Source organism: Phyllobacterium sp. P5_D12, assembly GCF_054049495.1.
On the sequence record NZ_JBFUMG010000036.1, the window covers coordinates 1 to 18,909 of the forward strand.

The window sequence follows — 18,909 nt, forward strand, 5'->3', positions numbered from 1 at the left end:
CTGATGGAATAACATGGTAGCGCCGGATCAAGGCCACATGAATTCACTTTTACCGGCATTTTGACGGGATACGATGAATTATTCGAGAAAATTCCCAGCAATTTCAGCGGGAAACCCGGCAAATCCACACAAAGCATGATTATGTTGAAATAGGTGTTGATCAAGTGCCTGTTCTGACTATAGTGCGCGCCGCACGGGGTCGCTGTCGGCTAACCATCGACGGGCGTCGCGTGTCTATCCAGATCTGAGTGACCGATGGTTGACGGTGCTCTTGAAGCCGGTTTTTCCGGCTGCATTAAACAACCCGACCGGCCAGATGCCGGCCGTATTGCGGAGAGGTGGCCGAGTGGTTGAAGGCGCACGCCTGGAAAGTGTGTTTACGTCAAAAGCGTAACGCGGGTTCGAATCCCGCTCTCTCCGCCAGTCACTATTAATCCCATAAAACGCAATGAATTCAATGCTTTTGGTGAATGGCCCACATGGATGGTTGGCGTCCTGCATACTTGCCCTCTGCCTTGGCCTTGGCGATGCCTTCACGTTGACGCTCAAGCATAAGCGCCCGCTCAAACTCAGCGATGGACTCCAACAGATTTAGCATCAACTTCCCCGTAGGCGTCGAGGTGTCGAGGTTCATAGCAAGGATACGTAGCCCCACCCCCTTTCTCTTCAGCGTTTCCGTGATGGTCACCAAGTCCGACACTGAGCGGGCAAAACGGTCCAGCTTGGTGACAATCAATATGTCTCCCTCACGCACCCACTCTAGGGCAGCATCAAGCTGGGGCGAGGCAGGCAATTCGGCTCTATCGCGGAAGAAACCTCTTGCTATTGATCGCCAACACTTGTCCGGGTCCGTGTACTGCTGCAAAGAGAAGGCCAGCAGTGAACGTAAAATGGTCGACAAAGAAACCGAATTCAGACTGGTTCCCTTTCCAGTGCGAAGGACCGTGGAACGCAAATGCGAGGAACAAGACATAAGCAGCAGCCATAAGCGCAGCTTCAGAAAAGTAGGCGCCGGTCAAGAAACATGCAACAAGCCCTAGCTCAAGCAATGCGGCAAGCCATGCCAGAAGCTTGGGCAGAGGGAAACCCGCGGCAGCGATGTAATCTGCCGTTGCCGCAATATCTATGAACTTGAAACTTGCAGCCATTATGAAAACGAGCGCGAAAATTAGTCGCCCTGTCAGAACCGCCGCCGTTGTCCATCCCGCCTTATTTGATCCTGTCACCATCACCATAACGTCCTCCCTATCACCTGATCGAGGTCTGAGCCGAAACGAGTTGGCTTGCTGCAAGGACGAACAATGGGGACCTTTCCCGACACACGTACTTACATTAGTTCCTATAAAGTTCGAACTCCGTGGGACTAAACTGCGATTTTTCGCTGCGGGGGAGCTGATGAAGCACTCGGTCACTTACCGCCCGCCCAGAGCCGCCGCCGGCTTCTACAAGAGGCCGACCTTGCTCGCCCCTCCATGGATGGCCGCGAGCGCCGCCGGTGCCGTGACCGGCCAGTTTCGAATGTAAGCCTCGACCGAGAATGTGGGGAACTCGCTCCGGATTCGAGCAGCGAGCGCCTGTGCCTGCTCAAGCTGGCCAAGCCGGGCATTCGCCATGGCACGAATCATAAGTGACTCTCCGTGAACCGGTGCCTTCATTGCAGCTTCGATGGCATCGCGGTCGTGTCCGGGGACGTATTGGGCGATAGCGAGCCCCCCATAGTACCAGGAGGGAGCGCTTGGGTTCAGGCGGAGGGCATGTTGTGATAAGCCCACCATCCGATCCGCATCGCCAATGACAAGGGGCATGTTGTAGGCGATCAGCGCCAGGTTGTCGGCGTCGTTTGGTGCCAAGGAAAGGGCCCGCTCGAAATCGTCTCTTGCACCTTGCAAATCGCCATCTGCCGCGCGAAGCGTGGCGCGTTGCCCAAGGGCCATCCAATCGTTCGGATCTAACTGCAGGGCATGTAGCGTGTCTTCCCGGAATAACCGCATGGCCGCATCAACATCGTCAACAAAATTAAGGGTTCCAGCGACGGAGTAGGAGAGGCCTAGTTGGCTCCAAGCTCGTGCGAATTCCGGATCAAGGCGCACTGATTTTTCCAGGTACGCAATCCCGGCTAATACGCCGTCCTTTGTGACTTGTTGCGTACTATCTGTGCCAAGCAGATAGAGATCGTAGGCGTCAAGGTTTGCGGGCGGCTTTCTGCGCGCCATGGCGCGGCCAATTCGAGCTATCTCGCCGTAATAAGACGAGGCAATGCTCCCCACGACCCGAGCAGTGATCTCATCCTGCACCGCGAAGAGATCATCGGTGGAGCGGTCATACCGCTCAGCCCACATGTGGGCGCCAGAAACCGCGTCTATAAGCTGGGCGGTGACCCTCAAACGGTTGTCTCGAGTTTGAACACTGCCCTCAAGCACATAACGAACGCCAAGTTCTCGGCCGACCTGCCTCACGTCAGGACTCTTATCTTTTTAGGCAAAGCTGGAATTCCGAGCGGTGACAAAGATCTCCGGATAGCGGGCCAGATCAGTGATGATGTCCTCGCTCAGGCCAGCGGCCAGCCGCCCCCACCGAGCATCGCCATCGAGGTTGTCGAAGGCGAGAACCGCGACCGTACGCTTCGAGTTTAACTGATCGACTGGCCAAAGTGCCCAGCTGGTGCCTATCAAGAGTAGCACGACCAGAAGAGCGGCCGCCCATCGAGCGCGGGCAAAATGCGGCCGAAAACGCAGACGCCACGGCTGTCCAGTACCCGGCAGTCGCACCCGATAGGTACGAACGGGCCGGGCGATGTTCTTCACGTGCTGCTCCCCCGCGTAGTCGATTGGAACGTCGAGTTTCCCTTGCAATTGGTCAAAGGCTGTGCCTGAAAGCAATATACTGCCTGGCTCGCACAACTGCTCCAGTCTGGCCGCCACATTAACGCCATCGCTGAACAAATCGTCTCCCTCCGCGACCACGTCTCCGAGATTGACTCCTATTCGGAATACAATTTGGTGATCCGACGGGACTTCAAGCTGATGAGTGGCGATGGCCTTTTGCATTGCGACGGCGCAGGCGACGGCCTCCACTACCGAGCCAAACTCGAGGATCGCGCCATCACCCATAAGCTTAACGATGTGGCCGCTATACTCAGACAGCAGCGGGTCAAACACGCCACGGCGGAGGTCCTTGATCGCAGTCAATGTGGCCGTCTCGTTGGCCTCCATCAAACGCGAGTATCCGACAATGTCGGCAGCCACTATCGCCACCAGACGACGATGCGCTTGCTCTCCCATCCAACACCCCTATTCCGGCGGCCATTATATCCGATACGGATGTGCCAACACCACAGTGCCAACTGTGCTAAGAAAGTTTGTATTATACGCCTATTGGACCGCGCGGACGATAGCGGGGGGATAGAGGTCTGCTGAGCCTCGTTCGCGTCGAGCCATATAAACCACGCCCATGTCTGGCTCACTTGGCCTTTTCCGCCACGGCAAAGAAAAGAGCCGGTGGCCGCTTTGCGCCAAGATTGGACCCTCAATGATTGCCCGCCGTACGCCAACGCCGGAGTTTCGTTCCACGGATAATTGCGCTTCTTTCAGAAGAGAACGCTGAAATAGATAGGTGATTTCATGTGTGTGCTATAAAATCCACCTGATGGCTCGATCCGGAAGAAGGCACAACTTTTTATCATTATGTTGGCAAATCAATGGAACAGAGACTAGCCGCAATCCTAGCAGCCGATATGGCAGGCTATAGCCGGCTAATGGAGGCCGACGAGGCAGGCACGATCGCCCGCCTCAAAACGCACCGGATAGAATTGATCGATCCCTCCATCGCGAAGAACAAGGGCCGGATCATCAAAACGACGGGCGACGGCATGCTCGTGGAGTTCCAGAGCGTAACTGATGCAGTAAAGTGCGCCGTGGAGATCCAGCAGCGCATGCAGCGGCGCAATTCGGACGTGCCGCAGGATCGGCGGATCGAATTCAGGATCGGTATCAATCTTGGCGACATTATTTTCGAAGACGGCGACATTTTTGGCGACGGTGTGAATATTGCTTCTCGAATTGAACAACTTGCCGACGTAGGCGGTATCTGTGTCACCGGCGCGGTGGCAACACAAATCGCCGATCGTCTCGAAGTCTCCATCGAGGATCTGGGCGAGAAAACGCTTAAAAATATAAGCCGTCCCGTTCGTCTGTTTCGTATCGGACTTGAGCACTCTGCCTTACCCGCTCAGCCGGGGGACTTCGATCCGAAGCGATCTGTCTCCAAACCCTCGATAGTGGTCCTGCCCTTCAACAATATGAGCGGTGACCCCGATCAAGAGTTTTTCGCGGACGGTCTTACCGAAGACATCCTCACGGAATTGTCTCGCCGCCACGAGCTGTTCGTCATCTCACGCAACTCCAGTTTCGTTTACAAGAACCGAGCCGTAAATGTGCGCGAAGTCGCGGAAAAACTCGGAGCTCAATACCTGGTGGAGGGAAGCGTCCGAAAAATCGGCGATAGGGTGCGCGTAACGGTCCAGCTCATCGACGCGGCCAATGCTGCTCATATCTGGGCGGATAAATACGACCGTAGGCTGGACGACATATTTGCGATCCAGGATGAAATAACAGCTGCGATAGCAGCAACCTTACCCGGGCGCGTTGAAGCCGCCCAGCGCGACCAGCTAGGGCGGACGAAACCTGCGAACATGGCCGCATACGAGTGCGCGCTCGCCGCCAAGGTGCTGCATCACAGAGGCACAGTTGCCGACAATACGCAGGCGCAGTCCCTGATAGACCGGGCAGTTGCTCTCGACCCAGGTTATGCGCATGCCCATGCTTGGAGGGCGTGTATTCTCGGCCAGGCCTGGGTCCACAGCTGGTGCGAAGACAGGGATGCTGTCTGGAGCGAAATCGTTGCTGCGCTGGATCGGGCTTTGGCGTTGGATGACAACGATGCCGACGTGCATCGCATTCTGGCCGCCGTGAGTGTGAACAATAACGCGCTGACCACAGCCCGTTATCACCAGGAGCGTGCCCTTTCCCTCAATCCCAACTACGACCTTGTGGTGGTTCAGCAAGGGGAACTGTTGACGTGGTTGGGACGGCCTGAAGAGGGAATCGAATGGATCCGCAAGGCAATGCGGCTGAATCCACATCACCCCGAAAGATTTTGGAGTCATCTTGGAAAAGCACACTTCGCTGCGCATCAGTATGGCGAAGCGATCGAGGCATTCATGCACCTGTCCGTCCTGGATGAGGTCCAGCACGCATTCGTCGCGGCATGTTACGGCTGGCTTGGCGATGAAATCGCAGCTACGGCTCATATGAAGGAGGTCAGAACGCTTCTCCCCGAATTCGCCGTCGAATCCTTCCTCGCCACATTGCACTACGCTCAGCAATCCGACGTGGATCACCTCCGCGAGGGACTTGTCAAAGCGAGAGGGGACGACGGTTTTCCTACAGCGAACGATTTTTGAAAGGGTACCATTTGAGCCTCCAATTTTGATGGGAAGGATTATCTCTCTGCGTTGCCGATCGATCGCCCCAACGCTATATTGTCCGTGCCGGAAAAGGCATGATTTGATGTGGTTGGCCCTGCCTCGTGCATGAGTTCTCCACGACGAACAGCGGACGCTGCTCCAGCGTCCCATTGTTCGTCCGTGTGGTTCTGACAAACGATGAACCGCTCCGGTGAAAGCGAGAGTCCGCATTGGGCCAATTGCAGTCATTCATTAATGTCCGCCTTTGCGCCAATAGCGGACGCCCATCTAGTATATTCCCTCCCAATATCGAACCGCTGCACTTCGAGATTTTATGATCTTGCTTGCGGCTGGACATCGGACATTCGCCAGAAAGGCGTTTGATTTCGATGAGTTGGCCAAGGGGATCGCCAGCCTTTACTCTGTCGCGGATGAGCGCAACAAGTCCGCCTAACAGCTGGCCGTGCGATGCAGATAGCCATCGCCGGCAAGATCGACAAAGTGCGATGATGTCGACACGGTATCGACATTTAAACCGTTGCCAGACAGATCGAGCAGAACCGGTGCAGATCTAATTCCCTTTCCGCCCATTCTGCTCGTACGGTTTGCATCGGGATAATCACCGCTATAACCTCCCTTGGTACCGGCACTCATAGCCCCACCGTAACTCCTCGTCCCCCGAAGCAGCATGGTCGCTACCAATCCGCTAGCGCGTCCATTCTTGCTATTGCGTGGCCCACTCGGGCTTCTGCCTGGACCGGCGCCAGCACCAGGGACGGTCGCCACCGGAATGCTCGACTGCACAGAAATTGAGCAAAATCGAATGTGCTCAAAAAACACCTTGACGAAGTTCTAAAAATGACTTCGACTGAACCAATATCACTATTGGTTCGAACCATTACCCACATGGCAACTAATCAGTCCCAAGAAAATTCAAACTATGCGCTTGAGCGCCTGCGCGGTCTCTTGGCGTCCGATCGAGCCAATAGTGATGGAAAATTACCCACCGAACGGGCGCTGGCGCTCATGTTCAGGGTGAGCCGCCGTTCTATACGGCGTGCGCTGGAAGTATTGGCAGCCGAGGGTCAAATCTGGCGTCGCCAAGGCTCAGGCACCTATGCCGGCCGCCAGCAGGATGACTGGGCCGATCACGTCGAAACTATCGTTGCCGGTACCAATTTCATGGAGATCATGGAGGTCCGCCTCAGGATAGAGCCGCAGCTGGCACAACTTGCAGCAATGCGCGCCAAGAAGGATGAGATAACCCGCATGCGGGAACTCGCGCTGAAGATACGCGAAAGCGACGACTCCGATTCGCGTGAGCTGTGGGACGGCGCCCTGCATCGGCAAATCGCCCAGAGTGCCGGTAACCAGTTTTTTCTGACGATCTTCGATGTGATCAACAGAGTTCGCCAGGACGAGGCCTGGCGGCTTATTCGCGAAAAAGCGCGCAGCGCCAACGACACCCTGTCGGTCTCTCACGCTCAACACGCAACGCTCATCGATGCAATCGCTGCACATGATCCAGCAAAAGCAGGCGAAGCCATGCGTCAGCATCTTCTGATGCTGCAAGAACGATTGATCCGCCAGACGTCAATGGACACCGCGGGAAAGGGTGTTCTCAGCGACGCATCATAGGAACGCGCTTTCAACAGCGCCGTCACCAAAAGACCGAGAAAATAATCGGCATTCAATGTGGAACAAACGAGCGCATGCAACCGCTCATAATGAGGAGTTTAACGTATGAAAACGGCAAGATTTATTGCGACGCTTGTGGTGGGAGCGATTTTGGCGTTTCCAGCCTTTGCTACCGAGTTGAAAATCGGTCTCCAGGATGATGCCGATGTCCTTGACCCGGCCCAGTCAAGAACCTTCGTTGGCCGCATCGTTTATACAGCGCTCTGCGACAAGCTCGTCGACGTGAACCAGAAGCTCGATATCGTGCCGCAGCTTGCGACTGACTGGAAATGGTCGGAAGACGGTACGGAACTTGTCATGGACCTTCGCCAGGGCGTGACATTCCATGACGGCACGCCGTTCAACGCGGCAGCTGTCGTTGCCAATATCGAACGTTCGAAAACACTGCCTGAATCCCGGCGCAAGAGCGAACTGACCTCCGTTAAGACGGTCGAGGCGATCGGTGATTATCAGGTCAGGTTCACGCTAAACAGTCCGGACGTGACGCTTCTCGCCCAGCTTTCCGATCGCGCCGGGATGATGGTTTCGCCAAAAGCCGCCGCGGAAATGGGTGCGAATTTCGGCAACAAGCCGATATGTTCCGGGCCGTTCAAGTTTGTCGAACGCGTCCAGCAGGATCGCATCGTTCTTGAGAAGTTCCCGCAATACTGGAACGCCGCCAACATCTTCATCGACAAGGTAACCTTCCTGCCAATTCCCGATACGACTGTTCGCCTCGCCAACCTCCAGTCGGGCGATCTGGACATGCTGGAACGGCTGGCCGCAAGTGACGCTGCTGCAGTCAAGAGCGACGCCGGCCTCACCTACGCCGACACGGTCGGCATCGGCTACATGGCTCTTTACGCCAATATTGCCAACGGTCCGCGTGGGGATAATCCCTTCGGCAAGGACAAGAGGCTGCGGCAGGCATTTTCGCTCGCCATCGACCGTGATGCCGTCAACCAGGTTGTATACGAAGGCACCTCGGTCGCTGGCAACCAGCCCTATGCCCCTAACAGCCCCTGGTTCGACAAGGATATACCTGTGCCAGCTCGCGATCTCGAAAAAGCCAAGGCCTTGATGAAGGAAGCTGGGTACGAGAAACTCGACATCGAGCTTCAGGTACCGAACAACCCGGTTGCCATGCAGATGATGCAGATTATCCAGTCGATGGTCGCGGAAGCCGGTTTCAATGTCACGCTGAAGGCAACGGAATTCGCTACGCTATTGTCGGAGCAGACCGCAGGCAACTACCAGCTCAGCCGTTCCGACTGGTCCGGCCGTGTCGATCCCGATGGCAACCTGCATCAGTTCGTCACCTGCAAGGGCGGCATCAATGATGTGAAATATTGCAATCCGGAAGTAGACACTCTTCTGAATGATGCCCGCAAATCAACTGACAATGCGGTGCGCAAGCAAAAGTACGACGCGGCGGCGAAGATTTTGAATGACGATATGCCGGTCATTTATCTCGGCCATCAGTCCTACATCTGGGCGTTCAGGAAGGGCGTGACAGGCTTCGTGCCCTATCCGGACGGGATGATCCGCCTGCAGGGCGTGAAGAAGAGCGGCTAGTCAAATCGGTACCGCGAGGCTGCAGTGTCTTGCAGCCTCGCTTGAATGCCGATCAACACGTCAGGATTGCAAGCCATGTACACTTACATCGGAAAGCGGCTGTTGCTCGCCATACCGACCTTGATCATCATATCGATCTTTGCGTTCTCCCTGCAAAAGCTTCTGCCAGGCGATCCAATCCTGGCGATGGCGGGTGAGGAGCGGGACCCGCAGGTGATCGAATTCCTGCGTGACAAGTATCGTCTGAACGATCCAGTGGTCTATCAGTATTTCTATTGGGTTGGCGCAGTGGTCCAGGGTGATTTCGGCATTTCGCTGCGGACCAACCAGCCGGTGCTTTCATTGATTGCGGAAAAGCTTCCGGTCACGATCCAGCTTGCGATCATGGCAATGACATTCGCGCTCGCCATCGGCGTTCCCATCGGCATCCTGGCGGCCGTCAAGAAGAACACATGGATCGATTATCTAGCCAATATCGTTGCGCTGTCAGGGCTATCGGTACCGAATTTCTGGATGGGGATCATGCTCATCCTTCTTGTCTCCGTCAAACTGGGTTGGCTTCCTGCCTCGGGTTATGAGCCGTTTTTCGACAATCCGGTACGGTCCCTGCAAACAATGATCATGCCGGCCTTCGTTCTAGGGTTGGCGCTTGCGGCAACCCTGATGCGGCACACGCGGTCATCCATGCTCAGCGTATTGCGTTCCGACTACATTCGCACGGCGAGAGCCAAGGGCGTTTCGGAAAAGGCAGTCATCCTGCAGCACAGTTTTCGCAATGCGCTTCTGCCGATCGTCACGCTCACCGCCCTCCTCTTCGGAGAGCTGCTTGCAGGCGCGGTCCTTACGGAGCAAATTTTTACCATTCCCGGCTTTGGCAAGCTCATCGTCGATGCTGTTTTCAACCGCGATTATGCGGTGGTCCAGGGCGTTGTTCTGTGTACGGCGATGGGCTTCATCCTGATGAACCTCGTCGCTGATGTGCTCTACGTCCTGCTCAATCCCAGAATGAGGGCTGCGCTATGACGATGCTGCAACAAACCCTGCAGATAGCCCCCCAGCAGGTGCGTTCCGGGAATCGTGCCTGGAGAAAGCTCAAGGCCAACAAAAGCGCCGTTGTGGGGCTCGTCATCATTATCTTTTTCGTGACTCTTGCCGTCATTGCGCCACTGCTGCCTATCGCCGATCCCATGGCCACAAGCTGGTCGGCAATCCGCAAGGCGCCATCGGCGGCACATTGGCTGGGGACGGATGACATCGGCCGCGACATTCTCTCCCGCATGATCTGGGGTGCCCGGGCATCGCTGATGGCAGGCGTCTTCTCGGTCAGTATCGCAGTGGCCATTGGCGTTCCTCTCGGCCTGATATCCGGCTATTTCGGTGGGTGGGTCGATATGATCATTTCCCGCGTCACCGAGGCCTTCCTCGCTATGCCATTTCTCATTATGGCGATCGCGCTCGCTGCCTTTCTTGGGCCAAGCCTGTTCAATGCGATGATTGCAATCGGTCTGTCGGCGATGCCGCTTTTCGTGCGTTTGACCCGCGGTCAGGTCCTCAGCGTGAAGACAGAAGATTATGTGGAGGGCGCCCGGTCCATCGGTCTCGGTCACTACCAGATCATTACACGTTACATCCTGCCGAATGTCTTCTCACCGCTTCTGGTTCAGGCAAGCCTGACAATCGCGACCGCGATCATCGCCGAGGCCAGCCTGTCGTTTCTAGGCCTAGGGCAGCAACCCCCTGCTCCGAGCTGGGGCTCGATGCTCAACGTGGCCAAAAACTTCCTGTCGCAAGCCCCATGGATGGCAATGTGGCCGGGTGCGGCAATCTTTCTGGTCGTTATCGGCTTCAATCTTCTTGGTGATGGTTTGCGCGACGCCCTCGATCCGCGCGAAGCATGAATATTCGAAAAGGAAACTTCCTATGACTGCATTTACGACTCGGCCCGAAATCCTGGGGACATTCGGCGTCGTCACCTCAACGCACTGGATCGCTTCCGCCGTCGGGATGAGTATCCTGGAAAAGGGCGGCAACGCATTCGATGCTGCCGTTGCGACAGGTTTCACACTCCAGATCGTCGAACCGCATTTGAATGGTCCCGGTGGCGACATGCCGGCCATCATCTATTCGAAGAAAAAGGACAAGGTCGAGGTTATTTGCGCGCAGGGACCGGCCCCCGCGGGTGCTACGATCGACCACTACAAGGGTGAAGGACTTGACCTCATCCCCGGTGATGGCCTGTTGGCCACTGTTATTCCCGGATCATTCGACGGCTGGATGCTCATGCTCCGCGACTATGGCACGCTTTCCGTCCGCGATGTTCTTGAGCCGGCTATCCACTATGCCGCAAACGGTCACCCCGTTCTTCCGCGTGTGGCGGCCACCATCCATGGATTGAGCGAGTTCTTTCGCAAGGAGTGGCCGACATCCTTTAAAACCTGGTTGCCTGGCGGCAGTGCACCCGAGCCTTATTCCAATTTCAGGAATCCGGTCCTTGCCGAAACCTGGAAGCGCATTATTGCCGAAGCCGAAACCAGGAAAAATCGCGAAGACCAGATCGACGCGGCGCGCAATGCCTTCTATCGCGGTTTCGTTGCCGAAAAGATTGCCGATTACCTGAAAAACGCCGAGGTCATGGATGCAAGCGGCAATCGGCACAAGGCCGTGCTCATGGCCGATGACATGGCGAACTGGAAGGCGAGCGTCGAACAACCCCAAACTTACGACTATCACGGCTGGAATATTGCCAAGACAGGTCCCTGGGGCCAGGGGCCCGTACTCCTGCAGTCGCTCGCCCTTCTGAAGGATTTCGATCTCGCGTCCATGGATCCGAACGGCGCCGACTTCATCCATACGGTGATAGAAGCCATGAAGCTCGGATATGCCGACCGGGAAGTCTACTACGGCGACCCGGCTTTCTGTGAGGTTCCGATGCGGCATCTCCTGTCCGACACTTACAACGATGAGCGCCGAAAGCTGATATCCGCTGAGGCTTCAATGGAGCTTCGGCCTGGCACAATCGCGGGCTTCGAAACGCAATATGATCTGACTACGGCTATGCTGGGTGGCATGAATTCGACGAAAGGACCCGTCTACGAGCCGACGATGGCGCATCTATCGGAAAAGCGGGGCGATACGGTCCATATCGATGTCATCGACCGCGAGGGGAACATGGTGTCCGTCACGCCGTCCGGCGGCTGGTTGCAATCGTCGCCCACTATTCCCGGCCTCGGCTTCTGCCTCAACTCCCGCGCCCAGATGTTTTGGCTGAGCGAGGGTCTGCCGACGTCGCTTGCTCCGGGAAAGCGACCGCGCACCACCCTCACCCCGACGATTGCGCTCTTTGAGGGCCGACCAGCCATGGCATTTGGCACGCCCGGTGGCGACCAGCAGGATCAATGGCAGCTTCCGTTCTTCCTGCGCCATGTCCACCACGGAATGAACCTTCAGGCGGCGATCGACCAGCCGCTGTTCCATACGACACATTTTCCCAGCAGCTTCTATCCCCGTACCAGTCAGCCGGGCAACATTACCGTTGAGGCCGGTGTCGGAGCGGACGTACTCGATGCACTGCGCCAGAAGGGTCACGAAATCACTGTGGCCGATCCCTGGACGGTGGGGCGTGTGACCGCCGCCAAGCGCGATGCAGACGGTTTATTACGCGCTGCAGCTACACCCAGATTGATGCAAGCCTATGCAGTAGGACGGTAGCCGACGATGACGAACACCTTAACAGCCACCGTGCCGGAAAATACTACCAACGTTGCCAGGCCCAAGCCTGTCCTGTCAGTTGAAGGACTGACCACGTCGTTCAGCGTTGATGGTGATTGGAAAAACGTAGTGCGCAACGTGTCGTTTGACGTCATGCCCGGCGAGACTGTTGCCATCGTCGGCGAATCCGGTTCCGGCAAGAGCGTCACCTCACTCTCCATCATGCGGCTCCTCGCCAAGGGTACGAGCCGCATCAATGGCAAGATCCTGCTGAACGGCAAGGATCTTCTGTCGCTCACGGACAAGCAGATGCGCGATGTGCGCGGCAATGACGCGTCGATGATCTTTCAGGAACCGATGACCAGTCTCAACCCGATTTTCACTATCGGACGGCAGATATCGGAAGCTTTGACCTGCCACAGCAATCTGTCGCAGGCCGACGCACGGACCGAGACGATACGGCTCCTGGAAAAAGTGCGCATCTCCAACGCCTCATCACGGTTCGACGAGTATCCGCACCAGTTTTCCGGCGGTATGCGCCAGCGTGTGATGATCGCCATGGCCCTCGCCAGCCGGCCAAAACTTCTCATTGCCGATGAGCCTACAACTGCACTGGATGTGACAATTCAGGGCCAGATTCTCGATCTGATTAAGGTTTTGCAGGAAGAGGAAGGCATGGCCGTTCTCTTCATCACCCATGATATGGGCGTGGTCGCGGAGATTTCCGACCGCACAATCGTTATGTATCGCGGTGAGGCAATCGAGAGCGGCCCGACCGACGATATCTTCCATCGCGGCAAACACCCGTATACGCGCGCCCTGCTTTCCGCTGTGCCGCGATTGGGTTCGATGAAGGACAGCCGTTGGCCGCTGCGGTTTCCGATCGTCGATGTTACCACCGGCGAATCCACCGTCCCGACCGAAGTCGCTGATACAGTTGACAAGCGCAAGACACCCATCCTTGAAGTCAAGAACCTCACAACCCGCTTCGATATCCGCGCCGGTCTGTTCGGGCGCAAGTCCGGCGCCATCCACGCGGTGGAAAACGTCTCTTTCGATCTGTTCCAGGGTGAAACGCTCGCCCTGGTTGGCGAGTCCGGTTGCGGAAAATCCACCACCGGCCGATCGATCACCCGGCTTGTGCAACCTGACAGCGGCGAGGTTTACCTCGACGGCTACAATGTTCTTACTCTGGACCCGGGAGGCCTGCGCAATATGCGCAAGAGCATCCAGATGATCTTCCAGGACCCTTTCGCCAGCCTCAATCCACGCATGAGTGTCGGCGCGACGATCGCCGAACCATTTATTGCTCACAGACTCGGAACCAAGAAACAAGCGCAGGACAAAACCGTCGACCTGCTCGAACGTGTCGGTTTGACCGCGGATATGATGAAACGCTATCCGCATGAGTTCTCCGGTGGCCAACGTCAACGTATCGCCATCGCGCGTGCGCTCGCTCTTGATCCAAAGGTTATCGTTGCGGATGAATCCGTGTCGGCACTCGACGTTTCTATCAAGGCGCAGGTGGTCAATCTGCTGCTCGATCTGCAACAGAGCTTCAATCTGGCATTCCTGTTCATTTCCCACGATATGGCGGTGGTCGAACGAGTGAGCCACCGGGTCGCCGTCATGTACCTTGGCGAAATCGTTGAAATTGGCCCGCGCGCCGCGGTGTTCGAGAATCCCCAGCACGACTACACGAAAAAGCTGATGGCTGCGGTGCCCGTGCCCGATCCCGCGCGCCGCGCGATCAAGCGCGACGTTGCGACCGATGAACTGAAAAACCCTGTTCGGTCCGTCGACTATTTGCCGCCGGTCCGCAAATATTGTGAGGTGTCGAATGGACACCTCGTTCAAGTCGGGTGACGAAAAGTAAGTTGATAGCCAACTAATCGGAATTGTCTGCTTCAAGGCCGGCCACGATAGCGTCGTTATCTCGTGTTTTGAAAGTTGGGCATACAACCCAATTCTTCAAAACAGCGGCTATCAGCAAATCCTGCGCTCCAAATGCCGCGCAAGCGGCTTCGTTCAATCCTAATTGTCCCCACACTCTAGAGTGAATTCAGATTATCTTGCGGGCACGCGGATCGGGAATGGGAACGGCTGCCATCAGCGCGCGGGTGTATTGGTCCTTTGGCGATTCGAAAACCTCGCGCCGCGTGCCCATCTCGACTATCCGGCCTGCTCTCATGACGGCGACATTATGCGACATACGCTCAATCACGGCCATGTCATGCGAGATGAAGAGGTAGGCCAATCCCATCGTTTCCTGCAATTCGAGCATCAGATCGAGAACGCGAGCCCGCACCGAAACATCGAGCGCGGCCACGCTCTCGTCTGCAACGATGAGCTTTGGCTCCAAGGCAAGAGCGCGCGCAATACAGATGCGCTGGCGCTGACCGCCGGAAAACTCGTGTGGATAGCGGCTGGCGGCGTCAGCCTGCAGGCCGACACGGCGGAGCAGTTCGGCGATACGATCGTCTCGCTCGCCTTTGTTGGCGAGACCGTGAATGATCAGTGGTTCCGCTATCGCAGCGCCCACAGCCATACGCGGGTCCAGCGAAGCATAAGGGTCCTGAAAGATCATCTGCGCCGAGCGCCGGATGGGCTGCATCTGGCGTGCGCTCAGCCCGCCAATATTCTTTTCATCGATCACCACATCACCCGTGAATGGGATCAGGCCGAGCACGGCCTTGCCGGTCGTTGATTTGCCCGAGCCGCTTTCACCAACAAGACCGAGCGTTTCGCCCGGTCGAAGCTCGAATGATACGTCTGTAACAGCGGAAACAGGTGGCTTGCCCTTGAACAGCCAACGCGTCGGACTTCCATAAGTAACGTTGAGATTGCGCACAAGGAGGACTGGCGAACGGTCTGGCACCTTCCCGCGCGCAACTTCAGAACCGACGCGAGGTGGTCCGTCCGTCCCCGCATAGGCACCAAGGCGAGGGACGGCGGCAAGCAACTGTCGCGTGTAGAGCTCCGTCGGACGCTCGAAGACCGTCAAGGCACTGCCTTGTTCAATGATCCGCCCGTTCTGCATGATCGCAACACGGTCAGCCATCTCGGCGACCACGCCCATATCGTGGGTGATCAGGATGATCGACGCCCCGAATTCCCGCTTCAATTCCCGCATCAGTTTGAGGATCTGCGCCTGTACGGTGACATCGAGCGCTGTCGTCGGCTCGTCGGCAATCAGGACCTTCGGTCTGCATGAAAGAGCCATCGCTATCATGACCCTTTGGCGCATGCCACCGGAGAGTTCGTGCGGATATTGCGTCAGACGGCGGCCGGGCTCGGTGATGTGGACTGCGTCGAGCATTTGCCTGGCTATCGTTTCAGCCTTGCCGCCTTCGGTTGCCTGATGCTCACGGATCGCTTCGATGAGTTGTGTTCCGATTGAAAGCACAGGATTGAGCGACGTCATCGGTTCCTGAAAAACCATGGCTATATCGCCGCCGCGTACGCTCCGCATTGCACGATTGGATAGCTTGGTCAGCTCGCGATCGCCGAGCTTGATGCTGCCTGATGCAATCTGCAGCGATGCCTTGGGTAATAGTTGCATGATTGACAGCGACGTTACGGATTTGCCAGATCCCGACTCCCCGGCGATACACAAGGTCTCGCCGAGATTGAGATTAAAGCTAACGTCCTCAAGAACACGCCTCCTGCCTTCCGGCGTGCGGGCGTCCACACACAGATCACATACTGACAGAACTGGCACGGATGCTGGTGTAACCAGTTTCACGCGAACACGATCCTCGGGAAGTAGAACGAAACCACCCAGTTGGGCGCGTCAACGATCTCGCTGATCCGCAGATCGCCACAGACCGAGCAGAGCAGGTAGGCATCGATCGGGCTCATACCGTGCTCAGCCCCGAGCAGATCGATCATACGCATAAGGCTTTCGCGGGCGCCTGTCATAAGATCAGGCCCAACACCTGTCGTCACTTCATAGCCCGCACCATCGAGATGGCGGGTGACCGGCTCTGTCGTCGTAAACCTTGGACTTTTCAGCCGGGCGTCCTTAACGAGTTCGATAGTGGCTTCGACCTCCATCTGGCTTTCGATGGCCGTTCCGCAAACTTCGCCATCGCCTTGCGCCGCATGTGTGTCGCCAATGGAAAATAGCGCGCCTTCGACTTCCACCGGAAGATAAAGCGTTACGCCCGCCGTCAGATCCCGGATATCCATATTGCCACCGACCTGCCGCGGTGGCACTACCGAGTGCAATCCCGGTTCCGCAGGAGCAACACCGATTGTACCGGCAAAGGGCTTCAGGGGAACGCGTCCGCCCGGACCATAAAGCGAAGGTGTCATGGTGACGGGGTCATAAGTCCACATATGCAAAGCCGGTTCTGCAAACTGATCCGCAAGCAGACCGAATCCTGGAATATTAGCCGTCCAGCCGACGCCTGAAGGCACGAAGCGGCGAAGTGTGACCTTCAGCGCATCACCGGGTTTGGCACCCTCCACGTAGACTGGGCCCGTAACAGGATTGATCTTGCCGAAGTCGAGATTGGAAAGGGTTTCAAGCGTCGCACCCTTGCCGAGTTGTCCACCGGAGGAATCCAGACATTCGAAATGGATTGTCTCGCCGGCCTTGGCGACAAGAGCAGGCTCGAAGTCGCGGTTCCAGCCGAAATGATGTCTCGCACGATGGATGGTGTGGGTGCAGGCAACGCACATGGCAGCTCTCCAGAAAATTGAATATCATTCCCCGGGACTTTTTACGCCCCGGGGATCACACGAAGGCGATTACTGCTTCACGTAGATGGCGTCGTAGTTGATGACGCGGGTTGGATCGATATAGATATTGTCGGCACCGCCCATGCGCAGCGACTTGGCAACGACGCGGCGCTCGTTGATAAGCGGAATCCATGGAGCATCGGCCATGATGTCTATGAATATCTTGCCCCATGTGGCTGAGCGTTCGGCCACCTTAGCCGGATCAGACATCGAATCCGCAGCAACCGCCCGCTTGTCGATATCCTGATTGCAATACCAAGACCAATTCCAGCCACCGGCTACAGCGCCGGAGCAGCCGAGGATTGGTCCGTAGAAATTCGACGGGTCCGGAAAGTCTGCGATCCAGGCCATGCCGCCAGACCAGATCATGGGTGCTTCACCCTCGGTCCCGCCTGCAGCGATAACGTTCGCTTGCGCCAGCGCGCGAACTTCCGCCTTCACGCCGACAGCCGCCAAATCTTGCTGAATCGCCTGCGCTATACGCGGCTGTGGATCCGTGTTGGTGGAGTAGAGCACGGTTTCGAAACCGGTTGGGAACCCTGCCTCCGCCAGCAGCGCTTTGGCCTTTTCAACATCATAGGCATAGCCGGTAAAGCTCTTGTCATAGCCCGGCATTAGTGGCGGAAGCGGCTGGTTCGCCGCCGTCGCACGGCCGTTCAGGATACGCGTGATGCGATCCTTGTTGATTGCCATGTTGAGCGCTTGGCGAACCTTAAGATTGTCGAGGGGCTTCACCTTCGTGTTCAACGTAATGTAGCCGGTTTGAAGTTGTTGGCCATCGACGATCATCTTCGGACCATCGGCAGAGTTCTTGATCTCGAGAAACTTTGCGGGAGGTATGCCATCGCCGGCGATATCGACTTCGCCCTTTTGCAGCCGTAGCAGTGCCACAAGCGGCTCTTGACCCACTTCGACCGTAAACTTGTCGATGTGCGGCATGTCCTTGACGAAATAATCCGGATTGCGTTCAAAGACGAGGTGCTGACCAATTGTCCAATCCCTAAGAATAAAGGTACCAGAACCGACCGGCTTCTTGCCAAAGTCGCCACCCGCTGCCTCGACTGCTTCGTGCGGAACAACGGAAGCAAAATTGATTGCAAGGACGTGAAGGAAGGTCGCGTCAGGACGGGACAGGTGGAAGATGACAGTCGAGTCGTCCGGCGCCGCAATACCTTCCAATATGGTCGTCTTGCCACCCGTGACGTCTTCATACCCCTTGATCGACCCGAAGAAGCCAGCGCCGGGTCCTTGTGTCTTTGGATTTACAGCCCGCTCGATTGAATATTTCACGTCAGAGGCCACGACTTCGCGCCCGTTTGTAAATTTCACGCCCTTGCGCAGCTTGAATGTGTAAGTGAGGCCATCATCCGAAACCCCGAACGTCTCGGCGAGCGATGGAATCAGATTGGCCGTCCCTGGTTCATAGTCCATCAGCCGGGAATAAAGGCTCTTGATCATCGACCAGTTGACCCAGTCGTAACCGATCGCTGGATCAAGGGTGGCGATGTCATCCTTATAGGTAACGATGATATCGCCGCCTTGTTGCGGCGTATCCTGTGCAAACGAAGGTAGTGGCGTGAGTGCCAGTACCGTCGCAATTGTTGTGTTTCTAAGCCAGCTTTTGAACATTTTGTTCCCCTTTTTGGTTGTTGGAATTCAGCGTGCGCGAATGCGCGGATCGATAAGCGGTGCAATAATGTCCGCCACGAGATTGCCGAGAACGATGGCGAGTGCCGAAA

General features: G+C 56.5%; 14 protein-coding genes, 1 tRNA gene and 1 pseudogene. 8 read left to right on the plus strand and 8 right to left on the minus strand.

Going from position 1 to position 18,909, the window contains the following annotated elements; all coding sequences use genetic code 11:
* Positions 1-332 precede the first annotated feature (332 nt).
* Positions 333-423 (plus strand) — tRNA-Ser (locus ACXJ5O_RS04725).
* Between the two features lie 58 nt (positions 424-481).
* On the opposite strand, the pseudogene ACXJ5O_RS04730 reads toward ACXJ5O_RS04725, so the two are convergent.
* The 4 genes and pseudogenes from ACXJ5O_RS04730 to ACXJ5O_RS04745 all read right to left on the minus strand — a co-directional run.
* Positions 482-781 (minus strand): annotated as a pseudogene (locus tag ACXJ5O_RS04730) (recombinase family protein); the annotation flags it as partial.
* Positions 782-800: 19 nt separating this feature from the next.
* Positions 801-1,229 (minus strand): DoxX family membrane protein, encoded by a 429-nt coding sequence (locus ACXJ5O_RS04735; RefSeq protein ID WP_457298900.1) that lies wholly within the window; start codon positions 1,227-1,229, stop codon positions 801-803.
* Between the two features lie 213 nt (positions 1,230-1,442).
* The gene (locus tag ACXJ5O_RS04740; RefSeq protein ID WP_457298888.1) at positions 1,443-2,456 is read right to left on the minus strand and encodes a tetratricopeptide repeat protein; all 1,014 of its coding nucleotides are present in this window, start codon (positions 2,454-2,456) and stop codon (positions 1,443-1,445) included.
* Positions 2,457-2,474: 18 nt separating this feature from the next.
* Entirely contained in the window at positions 2,475-3,281 is an 807-nt protein-coding gene (locus tag ACXJ5O_RS04745) for an adenylate/guanylate cyclase domain-containing protein (RefSeq protein WP_457298889.1), read from the minus strand.
* Positions 3,282-3,697: 416 nt separating this feature from the next.
* Between ACXJ5O_RS04745 and ACXJ5O_RS04750 the strand changes: the two genes are divergently transcribed.
* Complete coding sequence (locus tag ACXJ5O_RS04750; protein ID WP_457298890.1) at positions 3,698-5,461, plus strand: adenylate/guanylate cyclase domain-containing protein; 1,764 nt, start codon at positions 3,698-3,700, stop codon at positions 5,459-5,461.
* A 453-nt stretch (positions 5,462-5,914) separates the two neighbouring features.
* Here ACXJ5O_RS04750 and ACXJ5O_RS04755 read toward each other — a convergent pair whose 3' ends face one another.
* Positions 5,915-6,118, minus strand: coding sequence for a hypothetical protein (locus tag ACXJ5O_RS04755; RefSeq protein ID WP_457298891.1), 204 nt, complete (start codon positions 6,116-6,118; stop codon positions 5,915-5,917).
* Positions 6,119-6,370: 252 nt separating this feature from the next.
* Here ACXJ5O_RS04755 and ACXJ5O_RS04760 point away from each other — a divergent pair, with 252 nt between their 5' ends.
* The 6 genes from ACXJ5O_RS04760 to ACXJ5O_RS04785 all read left to right on the plus strand — a co-directional run bounded on the left by ACXJ5O_RS04760 (position 6,371) and on the right by ACXJ5O_RS04785 (position 14,290).
* On the plus strand, positions 6,371-7,102 hold the full coding sequence (locus tag ACXJ5O_RS04760; protein ID WP_457298901.1) for a FadR/GntR family transcriptional regulator: 732 nt from the start codon (positions 6,371-6,373) through the stop codon (positions 7,100-7,102).
* A gap of 105 nt (positions 7,103-7,207) precedes the next feature.
* Positions 7,208-8,716, plus strand: coding sequence for an ABC transporter substrate-binding protein (locus ACXJ5O_RS04765; protein WP_457298892.1), 1,509 nt, complete (start codon positions 7,208-7,210; stop codon positions 8,714-8,716).
* 75 nt (positions 8,717-8,791) lie between these two features.
* Entirely contained in the window at positions 8,792-9,739 is a 948-nt protein-coding gene (locus tag ACXJ5O_RS04770; RefSeq protein ID WP_457298893.1) for an ABC transporter permease, read from the plus strand.
* Complete coding sequence (locus tag ACXJ5O_RS04775; protein WP_457298894.1) at positions 9,736-10,614, plus strand: ABC transporter permease; 879 nt, start codon at positions 9,736-9,738, stop codon at positions 10,612-10,614. The genes ACXJ5O_RS04770 and ACXJ5O_RS04775 overlap by 4 nt, the downstream gene beginning before the upstream one ends.
* Before the next feature lie 22 nt (positions 10,615-10,636).
* A complete protein-coding gene (locus tag ACXJ5O_RS04780) occupies positions 10,637-12,424 on the plus strand; it encodes a gamma-glutamyltransferase family protein (protein WP_457298895.1) in 1,788 nt (595 codons plus the stop codon).
* Between the two features lie 6 nt (positions 12,425-12,430).
* A complete protein-coding gene (locus tag ACXJ5O_RS04785; protein ID WP_457298896.1) occupies positions 12,431-14,290 on the plus strand; it encodes an ABC transporter ATP-binding protein in 1,860 nt (619 codons plus the stop codon).
* Positions 14,291-14,486: 196 nt separating this feature from the next.
* Here the strand turns inward: ACXJ5O_RS04785 and ACXJ5O_RS04790 are convergent, their stop codons facing one another.
* From ACXJ5O_RS04790 to ACXJ5O_RS04800, 3 genes are all read right to left on the minus strand, one after another.
* Positions 14,487-16,169, minus strand: a complete 1,683-nt coding sequence (locus ACXJ5O_RS04790) for an ABC transporter ATP-binding protein (RefSeq protein WP_457298897.1) — start codon at positions 16,167-16,169, stop codon at positions 14,487-14,489.
* The gene (locus ACXJ5O_RS04795) at positions 16,166-17,110 is read right to left on the minus strand and encodes an acetamidase/formamidase family protein (protein WP_457298898.1); all 945 of its coding nucleotides are present in this window, start codon (positions 17,108-17,110) and stop codon (positions 16,166-16,168) included. The genes ACXJ5O_RS04790 and ACXJ5O_RS04795 overlap by 4 nt, the downstream gene beginning before the upstream one ends.
* A gap of 69 nt (positions 17,111-17,179) precedes the next feature.
* A complete protein-coding gene (locus ACXJ5O_RS04800; RefSeq protein ID WP_457298899.1) occupies positions 17,180-18,799 on the minus strand; it encodes an ABC transporter substrate-binding protein in 1,620 nt (539 codons plus the stop codon).
* Positions 18,800-18,909: the final 110 nt, after the last annotated feature.

Excerpts from the sequence above, each read along its gene's own strand:
- ACXJ5O_RS04745 (WP_457298889.1), bottom strand. The coding sequence starts at position 3,281 with ATGGGAGAGCAAGCGCATCGTCGTCTGGTGGCGATAGTGGCTGCCGAC.
- ACXJ5O_RS04770 (WP_457298893.1), top strand. The coding sequence starts at position 8,792 with ATGTACACTTACATCGGAAAGCGGCTGTTGCTCGCCATACCGACCTTG.
- ACXJ5O_RS04750 (WP_457298890.1), top strand. The coding sequence starts at position 3,698 with ATGGAACAGAGACTAGCCGCAATCCTAGCAGCCGATATGGCAGGCTAT.
- ACXJ5O_RS04760 (WP_457298901.1), top strand. The coding sequence starts at position 6,371 with ATGGCAACTAATCAGTCCCAAGAAAATTCAAACTATGCGCTTGAGCGC.
- ACXJ5O_RS04755 (WP_457298891.1), bottom strand. The coding sequence starts at position 6,118 with ATGAGTGCCGGTACCAAGGGAGGTTATAGCGGTGATTATCCCGATGCA.
- ACXJ5O_RS04795 (WP_457298898.1), bottom strand. The coding sequence starts at position 17,110 with ATGTGCGTTGCCTGCACCCACACCATCCATCGTGCGAGACATCATTTC.
- ACXJ5O_RS04735 (WP_457298900.1), bottom strand. The coding sequence starts at position 1,229 with ATGGTGACAGGATCAAATAAGGCGGGATGGACAACGGCGGCGGTTCTG.
- ACXJ5O_RS04775 (WP_457298894.1), top strand. The coding sequence starts at position 9,736 with ATGACGATGCTGCAACAAACCCTGCAGATAGCCCCCCAGCAGGTGCGT.
- ACXJ5O_RS04800 (WP_457298899.1), bottom strand. The coding sequence starts at position 18,799 with ATGTTCAAAAGCTGGCTTAGAAACACAACAATTGCGACGGTACTGGCA.
- ACXJ5O_RS04765 (WP_457298892.1), top strand. The coding sequence starts at position 7,208 with ATGAAAACGGCAAGATTTATTGCGACGCTTGTGGTGGGAGCGATTTTG.
- ACXJ5O_RS04785 (WP_457298896.1), top strand. The coding sequence starts at position 12,431 with ATGACGAACACCTTAACAGCCACCGTGCCGGAAAATACTACCAACGTT.
- ACXJ5O_RS04780 (WP_457298895.1), top strand. The coding sequence starts at position 10,637 with ATGACTGCATTTACGACTCGGCCCGAAATCCTGGGGACATTCGGCGTC.